Source organism: Bradyrhizobium sacchari, from assembly GCF_002068095.1.
GTDB lineage: Bacteria > Pseudomonadota > Alphaproteobacteria > Rhizobiales > Xanthobacteraceae > Bradyrhizobium > Bradyrhizobium sacchari.
In genome coordinates, this window is record NZ_LWIG01000012.1 from 21983 (window position 1) to 38083 (window position 16101).

At 60.6% G+C, this 16101-nt stretch carries 12 protein-coding genes; 4 read left to right on the forward strand and 8 right to left on the reverse strand.

The annotated features are described in order from the left end of the window. The gene (locus A5906_RS15280) at nt 1-774 is read left to right on the forward strand and encodes a TylF/MycF/NovP-related O-methyltransferase (protein WP_080136192.1); all 774 of its coding nucleotides are present in this window, start codon (nt 1-3) and stop codon (nt 772-774) included. Between the two features lie 396 nt (nt 775-1170). Then, nucleotides 1171-2232 carry a glycosyltransferase family 4 protein gene (locus A5906_RS15285; protein ID WP_347337604.1) on the forward strand — a complete coding sequence of 354 codons (1062 nt, stop codon included), beginning with the start codon at nt 1171-1173 and terminating at the stop codon, nt 2230-2232. Between the two features lie 421 nt (nt 2233-2653). On the opposite strand, the gene A5906_RS15290 is transcribed toward A5906_RS15285, so the two are convergent. Beyond that, complete coding sequence (locus tag A5906_RS15290) at nt 2654-5419, reverse strand: M10 family metallopeptidase C-terminal domain-containing protein (protein ID WP_080136196.1); 2766 nt, start codon at nt 5417-5419, stop codon at nt 2654-2656. A gap of 287 nt (nt 5420-5706) precedes the next feature. On the opposite strand from A5906_RS15290, the gene A5906_RS15295 reads away from it, so the two are divergent. Both A5906_RS15295 and A5906_RS15300 read left to right on the forward strand, forming a co-directional pair. Continuing rightward, nucleotides 5707-5931 (forward strand): hypothetical protein, encoded by a 225-nt coding sequence (locus A5906_RS15295; protein ID WP_430642387.1) that lies wholly within the window; start codon nt 5707-5709, stop codon nt 5929-5931. Between the two features lie 146 nt (nt 5932-6077). Beyond that, nucleotides 6078-7271, forward strand: a complete 1194-nt coding sequence (locus A5906_RS15300) for a CaiB/BaiF CoA transferase family protein (protein WP_080136542.1) — start codon at nt 6078-6080, stop codon at nt 7269-7271. A gap of 194 nt (nt 7272-7465) precedes the next feature. On the opposite strand, the gene A5906_RS15305 is transcribed toward A5906_RS15300, so the two are convergent. The 7 genes from A5906_RS15305 to A5906_RS15340 all read right to left on the reverse strand — a co-directional run bounded on the left by A5906_RS15305 (nt 7466) and on the right by A5906_RS15340 (nt 15974). Continuing rightward, a complete protein-coding gene (locus tag A5906_RS15305; protein WP_080136200.1) occupies nt 7466-8635 on the reverse strand; it encodes a hypothetical protein in 1170 nt (389 codons plus the stop codon). 189 nt (nt 8636-8824) lie between these two features. Then, nucleotides 8825-10006, reverse strand: coding sequence for a glycosyltransferase family 4 protein (locus A5906_RS15315; protein WP_080136204.1), 1182 nt, complete (start codon nt 10004-10006; stop codon nt 8825-8827). Beyond that, nucleotides 9999-10931: an NAD-dependent epimerase/dehydratase family protein gene (locus A5906_RS15320; RefSeq protein ID WP_080136206.1), complete on the reverse strand. Its 933-nt coding sequence runs from the start codon at nt 10929-10931 to the stop codon at nt 9999-10001. The genes A5906_RS15315 and A5906_RS15320 overlap by 8 nt, the downstream gene beginning before the upstream one ends. Before the next feature lie 67 nt (nt 10932-10998). After that, nucleotides 10999-11619: an acyltransferase gene (locus A5906_RS15325; protein ID WP_080136208.1), complete on the reverse strand. Its 621-nt coding sequence runs from the start codon at nt 11617-11619 to the stop codon at nt 10999-11001. Between the two features lie 144 nt (nt 11620-11763). Continuing rightward, nucleotides 11764-12879, reverse strand: coding sequence for a glycosyltransferase family protein (locus tag A5906_RS15330; RefSeq protein WP_245326763.1), 1116 nt, complete (start codon nt 12877-12879; stop codon nt 11764-11766). Next, complete coding sequence (asnB, locus tag A5906_RS15335; RefSeq protein ID WP_080136213.1) at nt 12855-14693, reverse strand: asparagine synthase (glutamine-hydrolyzing); 1839 nt, start codon at nt 14691-14693, stop codon at nt 12855-12857. The genes A5906_RS15330 and asnB overlap by 25 nt, the downstream gene beginning before the upstream one ends. Before the next feature lie 3 nt (nt 14694-14696). Then, nucleotides 14697-15974 (reverse strand): lipopolysaccharide biosynthesis protein, encoded by a 1278-nt coding sequence (locus A5906_RS15340; RefSeq protein WP_245326745.1) that lies wholly within the window; start codon nt 15972-15974, stop codon nt 14697-14699. Nucleotides 15975-16101 lie beyond the last annotated feature (127 nt).

Consider the following 16101-nt stretch of genomic DNA (forward strand, 5'->3'; position numbering starts at 1 on the left):
ATGCAAAACGAATTTTCGATGCTTGACCAGAGAACGCAGACAGCGAGCGATGATCGCTATTCGCGCGAGATACAGCAGTATTTCGCTTCAAGCGAGGGAGATACGCTGGCTAAGCTGCGGAACTTCGTAAAGTTTACACCCCGACAGAATTTGGCGCTGTTTCTCGCCAAGAATGAGCTTTTCAAGCATCTCGTCGAGGTTCATGGCCACATCGTCGAATGCGGTGTCTTCATGGGCGGCGGCTTGCTGACCTGGGCGCAATTGTCGGCGATCTATGAGCCCTATAATCACGTCCGCCGAATTGTTGGCTTCGACACCTTCGCCGGATTTCCGAGCTTTGCCGAGCAGGACAAATCGGAGCAGGCAGCCGAGCTGGGATTTGCCAAGGTCGGCGGACTTGCAGTTCAGGGGATCGAGGCGGACATACGGCGGGCTACCGAACTGTATGATCTCAACAGACCGCTCGGGCACATTCCGCGGATCGAGCTCGTCAAGGGCGATGCCAGCAAAACCATTCCAAGCTACGTCGAGGAAAACCGTCACCTCGTCGTCGCGCTGCTCTACCTCGATTTCGATCTCTACGATCCAACGCTTGCCGCGCTCAACGCATTCTTGCCGCGCATGCCGAAGGGCGCCATTATCGCCTTTGACGAACTGGACCAAAAGCAGTGGCCCGGCGAAACGGTTGCTGTGCTCGAGGCGGCCGGAATTAAGAATTTGCGGATCAAGCGCTTCCCCTTCACACCGCAGCTCTCGTATGCTGTTTTGGACTAGTGCGTCCAACTCATCTTGCTGCAAGGGATGCCACGCTGGAGCAGCTGAAACAACGAAAGCTCCAAAAGAGAGAAACGGCTCTTTGCCTAAATGGTCGTCCGGTCGCCTCGGAGCGAACGTCCCGGCGACTTCAGGCACTTTCCAGCGGGCTTGCCCTCCTTGGCCTGGGGTTTATCCCTCGCCGATCCGAGAGAATATAGGTGGTTCAGCTGCCCGCCCGTCAATGCCGTGACAGAGCGATGCTCGATCGGTAAACCCGATTTGCCGAAGAGAATTTGAAGGGTTTAGGCCCACGAGAGTAGCTGGAGATCGACGGTGCCTGGAGTGCCGCCCCAAAGAAAAAGCATACTGTATTTCGCGAATGAGGACTCGGCCTTTTTGCTAAGCCGCTTGCCTATGGCTCGATTTGCGAGGGACGCTGGGTTTGACGTTCACGTGGCGACCCGGAACACCGGCTCGGCATCGAAGATAGCGGCTGAGGGATTTGTGGTACATGACGTCCCCATTCGACGTGGTAGCCAGTCGCTGAGATCGGTCTGGTCCACCTTGGCGACCATTCTGGCGCTCAGAAGGATCGCGGCGAAATTGTCGCCGAGCATCGTCCACTCTTCTTCGTTGCAGTGTTCCGTAATTGGATCACTGGCAATGTTGGGACGTAACATACGAAAGGTCAACGGAATTACTGGGCTCGGCTACGTATTCACATCAGCTGACCTACGCGCGCGGATATTAAAAGGCGTTCTACGCCTCGTGCTACCGGCGCTATTTAACCGCGCCAATTGCGTCGTTCTCGTCGAAAACAAGGACGACAAAAAAGAGCTTGTCACTTTAGGGATTCTAGATCGGCAGCTGATCCACATCCCTGGCTCTGGAGTGGACGATGCCAAGTTTCGGCCGATGCCGGAGCCGCCCGGGCCCATCACGTTTGCTTTTGTCGGCCGATTGCTCGCTGACAAAGGTATTCGCGCATTGATAGCAGCGCACCAGTCGCTTTGGGCAAAAGGTCACCGCTTCAACCTTTTGATCGCCGGAAGGCCGGATCCGCTAAATCCCGCATCTGTATCTAATCAGGAGCTTCAAGAATGGAGCAACCTACCAGGCATTTCTTGGCTTGGGCACGTCGACGATGTGGCATCGGTGTGGAGACGCTCTCATTTCGCCGTCCTGCCGTCGCGTCGCGAAGGGCTCCCAGTAAGTTTGTTGGAAGCGGCCGCATGCGGCCGTTCAATGGTCGCGACTGACGCCCCCGGCTGCCGCGACATTGCGGTGCAAGATCAAACTGGCTTTTTGGTTCCTATTGATGATGTGAGCAGTCTCGCAGATGCAATTCTGCGACTAGCAGGATCCTCCGAGCTGCGCGCCAAGTTCGGTCAAGCAGCTCGCGAATTAGTTGAGAGAACATACTCGGCCCGAGTTGTCGGACATTATACCGTTCAGCTGTATAGAAGGTTCTCTTGAGACCAATGTGCGGTTGGTCCGAGACAAAAGGTCGAAAGCTCCGTGCTTGAAGGATCCAGCCGGCGGAGCAGACGATTCGTAAACGATGACGAAGCGGACGACACCTGCCGATGAATGTACCTGCTCCGTCTCACCCCACGCCCGAGCGCCTTCATCGACCGACCAATCTCACGCACGAGGTAACCTCCTTCTCCCAAGCCCGGAGCTCAATTCTCCTCGCGAAACACGGGAGTCGCCTTACGGGAAAAGCGATATGCCGAGAACGCTCCCTCGGCTTGTCAAAGAGCGCGACAAAGTCAGAGACGATAATCGGCTGCGACGACCGCAGTTGCATCTAGCCGTCGAAAGCAGTCAGCGCTAATCCTCAAGTTCTCCCTGGTCGCGCATCAGAGCAATGTTTCACAACCAAATGAAAATGACTTTACAAAAGAATCACAAAATGATCTGGAGTTGGTGCTCCGAGCGATGAATGGGATCCCAAAGTCTCAACTGCGCTCGTTGCGATGCCAACGACACCATCACCATTAAGATCCTGGTGAAAACTCGTTTCCAAGGCTTCAAGTTGGTAGCTGCCTCCCGATAAAACACCAACAGCATTGGAAGTGTAGTTGCCAGAGCTATCTGTATTCCAGACTGTGTATTGGTCGGCCCCTGCAACCTTCCAAGCTACTTCGAAACCGCCGCCGGTAACCTCTGCTCCGATTGGAGTCCAGTCACCAAACTCCCCCGTGACTACACTCGATCCACCATATTTCAATTGAACATTCGAACCATTGCCAGCGGGAGACAGGAAGTAGTTGTGTTCTTGCTGAACGAGGGCCGTCAACCCAAAAGACTCGATCGTGCTTGCCACGATCCCAACAACGCCATCACCATTGAGATCCTGGTGAAAACTCGGCTCCAAAGATTCAAGCTCGTAGCTCTTTCCGGAGACTGCGCCAATTGCATTGCTAGTGTAGTTGCCCGAGCTGTCTGTATTCCAAACCGTGTATAGGTCCGAGCCTACTACCTTCCAAGCTAGCTCGTAACCACTGCCGGTACTCTCTGCGCCGATAGGCGTCCAGCTGCCAAACTGTCCTGCGACTACCGAGAATCCACCGAACTTTAGTTCGGTACCCGAACCGCCGCCACTTGGAGACAGGAAATATGTGCTCGCCTGCTGAACGAGGGCCGTCGATCCGAAAGACTCAATTGTGCTCGTTGCGACGCCAACCAGACCATCACCATTGAGATCCTGGTGAAAACTCGTTTCCAAGGATTCAAATTGATAGCTGCGCCCCGATAACGCACCAATGGCATTGGAAACGTAATTACCGGAGCTATCCGTATTCCAGACTGTGTATTGGTCGACCCCTGCAACCTTCCAAGCTACTTCGAAACCGCTGCCGGTAGCCTCCGCTCCGATTGGAGTCCAGTCACCAAACTCCCCCGTGACTACACCCGATCCACCGTATTTCAATTGAACATTCGAACCACCGCCAACGGGAGACAGGAAATACCTGCTTGCCTGCTGAACGAGGGCCGTCAACCCAAAAGACTCGATCGTGCTCGCGACGATCCCAACAACGCCATCACCATTGAGGTCTTGGTGAAAACTCGTCTCCAAAGATTCAAGCTCGTAGCTCTTTCCCGAGACTGCGCCAATTGCATTGCTAGTGTAGTTGCCAGAGCTGTCCGTATTCCAGACCGTGTATTGGTCCGCGCCCGCGACCTTCCAAGCTACTTCGAAACCGCTGCCGGTAGCCTCCGCGCCGATCGGCGTCCAGCCACCAAATTGTCCTGCGACAACCCCCGATCCACCGTACTTCAGTTGCAAATTCGAGCCGCCGTTAGCCGTGGAACTCAAGAAGTAACCGTTTCCAGCTTGCACCAAGCTCGTTGCCCCCACCGCGTCGATCACGAGAGGTGTGAGCAGACTTATAAGAGTGGAGCTGCTCATCGTACCGTCGTTGAATTGGAAGTTCTCCACTCCGGTGACGGTGTCCGTCCCATCAGGTGAGCCAGTACGCTGGTCGACGATGGTGAAGGTCTGACTCGTCGAATCGTAGGTGATGGCGTAACCGCCTTCGCTGCCCGAATACACCGCCGTGTCCGCGCCGGCTCCGCCGACAATTGTATCGTTGCCGCCGCCGCCGATGATCGTGTCGTTGCCGCCGCCGCCGTTCAGCACGTTGGCGATCGCGTTGCCGATAATCGTGTCGTTGCCGGACCCGCCGATGGCGTTGTCGATGTAAGACCGCGCGTCGTTGTTGTAGAGGCAGGCGTTGTAGACGTTGCCCGATGCGTAATGGCCGTTGCCGAGATTGGCCAGTTGCGCCGAGGAGAACACCGACGCCGCACCGGGATTGAGGTTGACGGTCAAATTCGTCGTGTAGTTCGACAGGTCGTAGGTATCGACGCCGCCACCGTCCCAGACCGTCTCGTAGATGCGATTGGCCGAGCCGCCGACGCCGCCGCCCGGCGCGAGCTGCCCGACGCCGTTGATGAATTCCTGCCCCGTGCTCGGATTCCAGGTGTAGACCGTGTTGCTGCTCTGGGTCGTGTAGTCCGCGCCGTACATCGTCTGAAGCGCGAGGATATCGTTGGCCATGTAGGTCTGCGAAAATCCGAACGCCTCGTTGGTGTATCCGGACGTCGTCGAGGCGCCGACATAGCTGCGATAGCTCATGACGGTGTATTCGCTGTCGTCATGCGCGCTCGGCACCGCGACGTTGGCGGGGCCGCCGGCCTCCTGGCTGTGCTTGAGGCCGAGCGCATGGCCGAGCTCGTGCAGCGCGGTCGCGAAATAGTAATTGCCGAGCTTGGCCTGCGAATAATCGTACTGGGTCCCGAACCAGATGTCGCCGCCGGACGCATAGTTGCCGGGATAGTAGGCGTAAGAGGTCGGATTGGCGGACGGCGACTGCGCGATCATGATGTCGCCGCTGCCGGTCCCGTTGTATTGGATCGTGGCGTTGGTGTAGCCGAGGATCAGGCCGATCGCGTAGGTGATCGCCGCCTGCATCTGGGTCGGCGCCGAGGCGAAACCCGACTTGGTCGGTTCGCTGCTGCCGCCGGTATAAGGATTAGCGTAATCGCTAGGCGAGTCGGGAAAGCTGTAGCTGATCGTGCCGGTCCATTTGTAACCCGACAGCAGGCCGTCGATCTCGGCATTGTTGGTGGCACTGACGGAAACAGAGGTGGCCAATGGACTCTCCGGAGCAATGCATCGCGCACGGTTCGCTGCGCAGGGCATGATTCTAGCTAGAGAGTTATACGTTTGGTTTAATTTGGGCGTCGGGCCTTCAGTCGGGCCGTAATGCCGTGTTAGCCATCAACTTCCGTAATGATACGGAGCAGCAACGGCATTCAGTACCGCGCCTAGCGTGTTCCGTAAAGGAAACTATGAAACTGGGTCCATTTTCGGCCGGTCTGATCGGAGCCCTGGCGATGCTCGCCGGGCCGGATCGTCTGCCAATCGGAGAACAGTCTCTCATGGTCTCGAAAGCCAATGCGAACGAAAGCAGCAAGGGGAACACCGCGGCGGGACGCGCGCCCTCCATGCCAATGGCCCGCGATCCTTCCGCCGCGGTGGCGGAGGAATTCGAGGCTGCCCGCCGGGCTGGAACGCGGGAGGCGTTCGAGCTGTTCATCGCGCGCCACGGCGATGACCCGCTCGCCGAGCAGGCGCGCGCCGAGCTGAAGCGTCTGTCGCGCTGATCTCCTTGGGCAGCGCGGCAGGCTGCGCCAGGTCCAGCCCCGGTCAGGCCTTGCATTTCGACAGGCGGCATCCGCGTCGGGACAGACTTGCCGCCTGATGTTTCGGCCTTATGGTGGCTCCGCAATCTGTCCCGGAGCCTTTCAAGATGCCTTTTCCGCATGCCTCGGAAGCCCTGTCGCGCTTCACCGTGCTCGATCTGACCCGCGTCCGGTCCGGGCCCACCTGCGTGCGCCAGCTCGCGGACTGGGGCGCCAATGTCATCAAGATTGACGCACTGACCGAGGATGCCGGCGGCGAGCAGCCGGGCGGGCCGCGCCGGGGCTCCGACTTCCAGAATTTGCACCGCAACAAACGGGCCATGACGCTGAACCTGAAGGACGAGCGGGGGCTCGCCGTGTTCAAACGCCTTGCCGCCAAGGCCGACGTCGTGGTCGAGAATTTTCGTCCCGACGTGAAGAAGAAACTCGGCATCGACTATGAGAGCCTTGCCGCGATCAATCCGCGCATCGTCTATGGCAGCATCTCCGGCTTCGGCCAGGACGGCCCCTATCACAAGCGGCCGGGCTTCGATCAGATCGCGCAAGGCATGGGCGGGCTGATGTCGATCACCGGCGCGCCCGGCGAAGGACCGATGCGGGTCGGCATTCCCGTCGCCGACCTCACGGCCGGCCTGTTCTGTGCCATGGGCATCCTCACCGCGCTGCTCGAGCGCGAGGTCTCGGGCAAGGGTCAGTGGGTGCAGACCTCGTTGCTGCAGGCCCAAATCTTCATGCTCGACTTCCAGGCCGCGCGCTGGCTGATGGAGAAGGAAGTGGCCAGGCAGGCCGGCAACAACCATCCGACCAGCATCCCGACCGGTGTGTTCAAGACCTCGGACGGCTACATCAACATCGCCACCACGGGCGGGCGGATCTGGGAGCGCTGTGCGCAGGCAATTGGCGCGCCGGAGCTTTACAGCCATCCCGACTACGCGACCGCCCCCGCTCGCTCCAGGAATCGCGACGCGCTCAATGCCGAAATCGAGCGGCGCACCTTGACGAAATCGACCGAGACCTGGGTCCGTGAGTTCAACGAGGCCGGTGTACCCTGCGGGCCGATCTACGCCATCGACCAGATGTTCGAGGACGCCCAGGTCAGGCATCTCGGCATCGCGCAGGAGGTGCCGAACGACGAGGGCCGGCATATTCGCCTGGTCGGCCAGCCCGTGTCGCTGTCGCGCACGCCGAGCAGAATGGTGGCACGACCGCCGGAATTCGGCGAGCACACCGACGAGGTGCTGAAAGAGTTCGGCCTAGGCGCCGAAGAGATTGCGGAACTGAAACTTGCCCGAGTAGTCTGAGGCGCGCGCCGGCGATTACAAGACTAGCACTAGCGCCCTTTCTCGCTTGAGCTGCTCGGAAGCCGTCCCGCGACGAGCGCGCTCCGCGCATCAGCGATTTGCGCACCTGACTCGAAAGTCGCGCTGATGGGCTTGATGCTGCTACAGCAATGTCACTGACAAGGCGCTGAGTTGATTTTACGGCAAGACATCGGCTACGGGCCGGCGGCGAGCTGCGGCTCACCGCTGATCTCGCGACCCTCACTTTGTTGCAGTCCGACGGCCCACCCCATGAATCCAAAGAGCAGCGCTGAATTCGTCAGCGAGCCGCTTATCAAGTACTCGATCCCCACGAATACCAGCCCAGCGAACACAAAGGACCCGACGGCATCAAAGCGGGCCCGCCTGCCGGCCGCCATCAAACCCAGAGTGAACACGGCGACCAGAAGCAGCGCGGCGGCAACACCAACTTCCACTGCCGCTTGCAGTACAACGTTGTGTGGCTCTGTCTTGTAGCAGGATTGTTGGGCGAAGGTTCCTATGCCCCGCCCAAGGAGACCAGCTTTTGGGAGCAGGTTTAAGGCTTCCTTCGTGAGTATTATTCGAATTGCCAAGGTGTCCTTGGTATCGCACGCCACGACCGGCTTGTGGGCATTCTCGACGACAAGCCCAATGATCTTGCCGGACATCGCGGGACGAGCAGCCAATCCAATGAAAATTGTCAGACATACTATGGCAAGCGCCGCGATCTGGCGCCGACCGCCTGACTTGACCGCCGACGCAACAAAGCTGAGAGCCAAGGCGATGAAAGGGTGTCGCACCATAGCGGCGGCGAACACGAACGAAGGCACGGCGATCAGTCCGGCAACCGGCCATTGACGCGCCGAGAGTTTCATCGAAAGGAGCGTAAATACCAAGAAACACCAAGTTAGCGAAAACACGGTCGGACCTTCACCGAACCCGAAGACAAACGGCTTATACTCGCCGCTCCGATCGTAAACTATGGCCCAAGCCGTCAGCAGCGTCCCGACCGAGACGATCGCTCCCATGATGTAGCAGAAGCGCCTGGGATCAAAACGATGAGCTACCGCCCGGAACGCAGGATAGTAGGCCATGGAAATCGCGAGCAGTGCATAATCGCGGCCGCTTGCCGTGACGCCGTTCACGACAGTTGAGGCCACCACCAGAGCTGCTAGTGCGGCAAACAGATAATCGGCCGGGACAGGCCGAAACTTTGCCGATATCACGACGATCGGTGCGATCAATAAGGCCGCTGTTACCGCTGCATGTCCCTTCGTGCCCAGCATGCCATATAGAAGGACAAGGACTGCGTTAGCCGAGATCCAAACCGCTATCGCTGCGGTGGTCAACCAAGTCTTCGTCATCAGTATGATCGCCGACACCCGACTGCGGAGAGGATCAATAACTCTATCCCGTGAGGACGCAAAAAGACCCCAATGGCGTCAACATCGACCAAGGCCAACGAGACCAACCAAGCGTACCTGCTACCATTGCGGTCTCCACTTGTAAACATCGTCGCCAGGTCGGTCAGCAGAGCAGGCCTAACCGCTCCGTCAGCCCATCGCATCCCTCGTCAATCGGACGAAATCCGCAACGAACGCCTCTACGCGCGGCTCGAGGTTCGGCAGCAAATTGCGAACAGTCGGAGGCCCAGCTGTTTGCGCAACCTGCAACATGTGATCGGCCAGTGCAGCGGCGTCGCGGATGCCGAAATATCGGGCGTTGCCTTCGGTCTGCTCGCGATGGACGTCGAGGTCGGACAGGATCATCGGGACACCAAACGACTTGGCTTCCTCGACTGTCGTACTCCACCCCTCGCACTCCGAAGGATTGATGAGAGCCGTCGACGCGCGCAGGAGGGCGTAGACGTGATCCAGCGGAATCATTCCAAGATGTCTGAAATTCATCTCGAGACCGCGCGACCTGACCTGGCTCATGGTGCTCTCGAACAAACCGGACTCACGGAAGTCCTTCGTGTTTCCGGATGCCGCGACGACGATGTCGAATCCCCGGCATTTCAGAAGTTCAAGCGCATCGATGACGATCTGGTGGTTCTTGTGCCGCCAGAACTGGTTCGGCAGGTAGAAATACCGGGACGGCAGACCATATTGCGCGATTACGTCGAACGGTTTTGTGGCGAGCAGACCGGCCGGCGGCTCGGTGGCAAACCGAACGACCGAAACACCGTTCGAAATGCCCGGATAGAACCTCTGGAGATCGCCGAGCGCGCTGGTGCTGCTCACCATGATATGCCGACCGGACGCGATCTGGACCCGAAAGCCGAGATCGCGCCGCCAATACGCTCCCCTGGAGAAAAGATGCGGGAGCAGGCGATGCTGGAAATCGGGAAACCATGCGACCGCCGGGAATGGCAAGCGCCAGCCGAAGAAGCGCGCGGATTCGAACACCATGTCGATCTTGCGAACCGCGAATTCGGCGACGGCGGGTCGGTCCAGGCCGAAGGCGATGGCGCGGGCAAGGCCCGTCACACGGGCAAGACCGGTCGCGGCGTGATCGAACACCGGCGAGCGCACGACTTCGACAGCGGGAATGCTGGCTAGCGCTGCTATCTCCTCGGGCTCGTCAGCCATTCCGGCAAACAGCACGGGCGTCACCGTTCCCGGCGCGTATCTGCTGAGCGCCTCGAACAGATTGCGCTGGTAATTGTAGCCTCCCGCCCACAGGCGGCGCGGAATGTTGGTGAATGCGATCCGCAGCGGCGCACGCTCAGGCACGAGCTTGGCCCTTGAACCATGCGACGTAGTCGGCCAGTCCCCGCTCCAGCGGAATACGCCATTCGAAATCCATCTCGAGCAGGCGCGCGTTGTCGGCCAGCAGGCTGGTCGGATCGCCTGGACGCGCGATGCCGGAAAACTGCACGGTCGTTTTGCTGCCCCAATGCCCGATCAGGCCTTCAGCAATGCTGGCCACGCTTACGCCGCGCCCGGAGCCGCCATTGATTACATCAGAATCGCCCTGCCACGTCCCTTCCGCGACACGCGCTAGCAGGCGAACGACGTCGCGAACGTCGGTCCAGTCCCTTATCTCGGCGCCTGTTCCTCCGAGGTTCAGCGTGCGCTGCTCGTTGTGCAGCCGTGAGCAGATGTCCCAGAGAAGCTGCTTGCGAAGGTGGGGACCGTAGACCGAGAACAGACGCACGACGGCGCAGCGAATGCCGAAGCTCTGGACGTAGCTTTGGCACAGTTGCTCCATCATCAGCTTGTGGTGGCCGTAGGGCGACATCGGCGCCAACGTCGCGCGTTCTGGGATCGGTCCGGCGTGATCGGCCCCGTAGACGGCAGCGCTCGACGCGACGATCAGCCTGCTCGCGGGCGCAAAGCTTCGAAGCCATTCCAGCAAACGCGCCGTGCTGGCCACGGTGCGCGAATAGTCTTCGAACGGGCGCTCGATCGATAATCCGACGGACGACCCGCCGGCCAGATGGAGGACGTGCGACGGCAGTCCGTGCGCGGCGGCGAGCGCATTCAGATTGGCGGCATCGACTTCGCCATTGATCCAGGTCTGCAGGCCGAGCGCGCGCGCATCGGCCGGATCGAGGGCTCCATGGCCGACGCCATGGACAGCATGCCCGCCCCCTGCCAACTCACGGACGAGATGGCGGCCGATGAACCCGTTCGCGCCGGTAACCCACACGGACATGGCGCTACCTTGTGTGCAGGCGGTTGGCTTGTGAGCACATTGCAATCTTCATTGTCGTGGGCGTCCCTTATCGCTCGTCCGGCGACAACTCCCTGACGATGGTGGCGGGATTACCCGCCACGATGGAATAGGCCGGAACGTCCTTGGTGACTACGGCGCCCGCGGCGACGATCCCTCCCTCACCAATCGTCACGCCTCGCATTACCATCGCACAAGCGCCAATCCACGCATCGTCGCAGATCTTGATCGGACGATCGTCGAGCGAGAGCTTGCGTGGATGACCCAAGGTAAAAATCTGCCTTGCCTGTTCGTGCCGCTCAGCGGCACGGATCGGATGCGAAAGATTATCGAATATGTTCACTGAATGCGAGATCAGGACGCGATTTCCGATGTCGATCGAGGCTCCCGACCAAATGCGCGTACCGGCTCCGACATAGCACCACTCTCCGATTGTGATGCGGCCGCCGTGACCCAGGATCATCAGCTCACCCCGGACGTGAGAATGACTGCCGATGACGATCTTTTCGCTATCGCCCAACGCATTCCTGATCCGCGCAGTATGAGCCAGGAACGCTCCAGGATGCATGCGGCATGTCGCCCGCCCGATCAGGCGCTGGACGATATAGTGCCAATTGATGCCATCGATGGCATGCGCGCAATGGCGTACAAGCGTGGAAAGGCTGGACATCAACGTACCCTCTCACGTCGCAAGATCGAACGCGTTCGGGTTCTCATGACACCTCCAACGGAGTCAGCCTCCATCCTCCATTGGATCATTAAGTTGAAATTCATGCAATTAATCGGGAGGGCGCGCGACGAACGCTGTAGCATGCTACAGGCGTCCTACGAGATCGACGAACGCTTTCCACTGCACGTCCTTGCTATAAGTACCGCGGACGCGAGCCCGCCCACGCGCGGCGATCTCAGCCGGCCCAGGCCAGTCCTGCAGGCTACGCGAAATGACCTCGGCGGCCTGTTCCGGCGTGCCATAGGTCTCGATGGTCACGCCCTCCTGCATGCCTTCAGGATATTCACCGGCGTCGGAGACGAGCAGCGCGCCGCATCCCATCGCCTCGAAGCAACGCATGTTGCCGCGATCCGTGCCGGCCATGTCGATCGCGCCGTTGAGCACGATCTTCGCCGAGCCGAGCAGCTCGTAAAGTTCTCTGCCGAACACCGGCGGCTTGGCGATGGCGGCGATGGCATCGGGGCGGCGGTGCCGTCGCAACGGCAACAACCGTCCAAGCGTGCTTTCAGCGAGCCTGGTCAGGCGCGATGCATCGAGGCAAAAAACGATATTGCGGCTGTCGGCGAGTTGCGCGACCCGCTCAAGCGTTCGCGCGCGCACGCGATGGTGCCGTGAGTAGCCGCCGGCGAAGGCGACGTCGACAGGGCGCTCGCCGTGGCCATACTCGTCCATCACCGGATCATGCGCCGGAAAGAAGGATTCGACCCGGCATCCCCTGCGGCGCCAGATATCGAGGATCGAGGGAGCGTTGCCGAGCACGGCGGCATAGGCCGTGAAATCGGCGTTGCCCGACGGCGCAGCGCGCCAGCACACCGCCTTCTTCACGCAACCCGGCAGCTTGGCAACGAACGCGCTCGGGTAACGCACGGGATCGAGATTGTAGAGCACCTCGGTGGCGTGGTGCTCGATCTGTGCAAGGAGAATAGCCTCGAGCGTCGGCTCCCCCGGCATGCCCTGCTCGCGCGCCCAGCGGCGCTGCAGGACCTCGTCGTCCCCATTGGTGAAAAAGGCCTCCGACGCCCCCTCGAGCACCGGTTGGAGGAAATGCGAGGCGCCGAAGCGGTCGTGCAGAAACACCCGGCGTCGCTCTTCGAAGCTAACAGCCTTTGCCGCGAGCTGGTTCAATCGCGGCAGATAGGATGGATAGAAACAGCTATTCTGGAACAGACGCATCCTTATACATACCTCGCCAACATCCATTTCATGTTCAGATACGGCCAGATCCGACCGACAGTTTCCCAGTCCCAGGACTTCGACACCGTCAATCGACTGACCGTCGTGCGCAGAGCCGCCTCGTCCACCAGCTCGGTAAATGCCGGCACCTTGCGATCGAGCAGGTCGGCCGTCCAGCCGGCCAGCGGCCCGTTCAGCCATTCCGGCATCGGTGAATTGAAGCCCACCTTGCGGCGCTCGGTGCGAATTGATTCCGGCATCAGGTTGGCCATCGCCCGCCGCGCGACCGCCTTGGTATAGCCCTCCGACGACTTGCTGCTCTCCGGTAGCGCCATCGTGTAGGTCACCAGGCGCCAGTCCATGAAAGGCATGCGGACCTCGACGCCGTGCGCCATCGAGAGACGGTCGAAGTTGCGCAGGATGGTGGGCAGCACGGTGCTATGGAACATGCGGTAGAGGCGCTTGTTCAAGCCGCCCCATTCACGCGGCAGCACGTCGTCCTCTGCCGCCAGCGGAAGCGGGGCGGGAAGATTGCCGAGGCCGCCGCGCAGAAAATACATGCCCCGACGCCTGAGGGCCAACGCTCGCAGGACATCCACGCCGCGTCGAGCCAGCGCCGAGCGCGAAGCGAAGTCTTCAACCGCGTTCCGGAGTCGAAATGCGCCTGCCTGTCCCTGCTGCAGATAGGCCCCCATCAACTCGTCCGCACCGTGACCGTCCAGCGACACCGTCACGTTTTGCTGCCGCAACTGCCGATAGATCAACCATATCGCGCTGGGCAAGGAGATATAGACGTCATCGAGATCGTCGAGAATTTGATCGAGGTCCGTGAGCGCATCGGCTCGCCCGATTTCGAGAAATGTCGGTGCTACCCCTGCCCAGGCGGCGGCCTCCTCCGCCATCGGCCGCTCGTCGTTCAGGGCGCCGGGGAACGTCGCAACAAAGGCATGGCGCCACGCGCTACTGTCACGCGGGCCCATGCCCGCCTTCTCGTGCGCAGCCATGGTGCAGATCACCGCCGATGAATCGAAGCCTCCGGACAGGCACGTTCCGATCGGCACATCGCTGCGCATGCGCAGGGCCACGGCATCCTGGAACAGCTCGCGAAAGCGGGCCACACGTTCGGCTTCGGTGGCCGGCACGGCTGGCAGGTGATCCACGGTCCGCCACCAGCGCCTGACATTGACCTTGCCCTGGCGCAGCCACATGCAATGGCCGGCCTGCAGACGGCGAACCCGCCGAAACAGCGTCCGCTCGCTTCCTTCGGTCCCGAAGGCATCGAGCAGCAGCCGGCGCGCAACCTCCACGTCGACGGAAGCGTCGATCAGTCCGCTTCGCACCAGCGCCCGCTGCTCGGACGCGAAGATGAACCGTTCCGGCGACACCGCATAGAGCAGCGGCTTTATACCGAACCGATCGCGCGCAAGAAACAGTTCGCCGGTGCTGGTGTCGAAGATCGCCAGCGCCCACATGCCGTTGAAGCGGGGCAGCATCTCTTCCCGCCAGGCCTGCCAGGCGGCCAGGATCACTTCGGTATCGGATTGGCTGCGGAACACCGCGCCCTGCGCCTCGAGCTCGCGGCGCAGCTCGAGGAAATTGTAGATCTCGCCGTTGTAAACAATGACGTGACGGCCGTCGGCAGACAGCATCGGTTGATTGCCACCCTCGCCGGGATCGATGATCGCAAGGCGACGATGACCGAATGCGAGAGTCCGGTCCGGGCTGAACCAGGTTCCTTCGCCAAACGGACCGCGATGCGCGATCAGGCTGGTCAGTCGCGAGATGTCGGCCGGCTCGACCGAATTGCCGCGCAAATTGACGATTCCGGCGATTCCGCACATGTCCTAGATCGCCTTCAGGGGCACGAAACGAGTGACAATGGCGCGCAAGTCCTGCAAGCAGGCCCTTCGATACGGCCCCAGCTGCGACGCGGCAACTTCGACGACAAAGATGATCGCAGCCGTCACCGATGCGACGGCTCCCACCGACCACCAGGATGGCGCAAGGTGGAATGGTGCGCTGTCGAGGCCGGTGCGCAGCGCCAGCGCCGTCGCAATTCCGATGCCGAGCGGCATCAACACGCAATAGATGACGCGCGGCCAGATGCCGGAAATGTCAAAACTGCGGCGCAACAGCACGACGATGGTCGCCATCTGCGCAACCATGCCGGCGCAGGCGCTCCAGCCTGCGGCCTGCCATCCGAAGCTCGGCAATACGATCGCACTGGTGCCGAGGATGACAATGCCCGTGATGAACGCGATGAGCGCGTTGGAGCGCGAGCGCCCGTGCGCCAGCAGATAGAAGCCGAACACGTTCGCACTCGATCCAAGGATACCGGCAACCGACAGAACGACGAGCACCCGCGCGGCCTCGGCTGCGACCTCCGCTCCGGTCCAGACATGCAGCAGCGGACCGGCTACGGGGATCAATGCGCCCAAGGCACTTGCCGCAAGGACATTCAATATCCACGATGATCGGAACAGCAGATCGACCCTGCGGTCCTCGCTCTCTTTTTGCAGCGTGCTGAAGAATGGAAACAAGATCTCACCGACCTTGAGAATGCCGATATAGGTCGCCTCCTGGAGGCGTTGCGCCACACCATAGAAGCCGACGAATTGCGGTTGCAACAGCGCGCCAAGCAGATATCGGTCGGCCTGCGCCGCAAGCAGTGCCCCGCCCTGCGCGGCCACCTGCCAGATGCCGAAACGAGCGAGCCTTGCGAAGGCATCGCGATGCAATGCCGGCCGTGCGAGCCATTGACCGATTGCGCCACGGGACCAGGCTACAGCCATCACCAGGCCGGTCGCAAATCCCAGCGCCTGGCAACCGAGAAACGTCGACGCATACGGCGAAACCGGGATCAGCAACAGCATCGAGAAAGTCGAGACCACGGTGCTGGCAATGCCGACCGAGGCGATCCGGCGATAGTCCTGACGCGCGGTAAACAGGGCAACGAAGACCGCCGAAACGCATTGGCATAGCCAGCCAATACCAGCCACGATAAAGGCCAATCCGAGGTCGTCAGCGGCCGGACCGGCCAGATGAAATCCGAGACGCGCAAGGGGCGCCCCCGCAAACAGCAAGAAAACGCTGATCGGGCCGCCCACGCCGATCGCGAGCATCACCGAGGTCGCGAAAATGCGTCGCGCATCGTCACGATCGGATGGCTCAAGTCGCTGCGCAAGCTCGCGCGCCGTCGAAAGTCCCAGCGCGTTGCTGAACACCAGCGCCGGCGCAATGGAGGCGGTG

Bases quoted from the DNA above. Each gene is read 5' to 3' on its own strand.
- asnB (WP_080136213.1), bottom strand. From the start codon at position 14,693: ATGTGCGGAATCGCCGGAATCGTCAATTTGCGCGGCAATTCGGTCGAG.
- A5906_RS15295 (WP_430642387.1), top strand. From the start codon at position 5,707: ATGGTCTCGAAAGCCAATGCGAACGAAAGCAGCAAGGGGAACACCGCG.
- A5906_RS15300 (WP_080136542.1), top strand. From the start codon at position 6,078: ATGCCTTTTCCGCATGCCTCGGAAGCCCTGTCGCGCTTCACCGTGCTC.
- A5906_RS15340 (WP_245326745.1), bottom strand. From the start codon at position 15,974: ATGCTCGCGATCGGCGTGGGCGGCCCGATCAGCGTTTTCTTGCTGTTT.
- A5906_RS15285 (WP_347337604.1), top strand. From the start codon at position 1,171: ATGGCTCGATTTGCGAGGGACGCTGGGTTTGACGTTCACGTGGCGACC.
- A5906_RS15325 (WP_080136208.1), bottom strand. From the start codon at position 11,619: ATGTCCAGCCTTTCCACGCTTGTACGCCATTGCGCGCATGCCATCGAT.
- A5906_RS15305 (WP_080136200.1), bottom strand. From the start codon at position 8,635: ATGACGAAGACTTGGTTGACCACCGCAGCGATAGCGGTTTGGATCTCG.
- A5906_RS15280 (WP_080136192.1), top strand. From the start codon at position 1: ATGCAAAACGAATTTTCGATGCTTGACCAGAGAACGCAGACAGCGAGC.
- A5906_RS15320 (WP_080136206.1), bottom strand. From the start codon at position 10,931: ATGTCCGTGTGGGTTACCGGCGCGAACGGGTTCATCGGCCGCCATCTC.
- A5906_RS15330 (WP_245326763.1), bottom strand. From the start codon at position 12,879: ATGGATGTTGGCGAGGTATGTATAAGGATGCGTCTGTTCCAGAATAGC.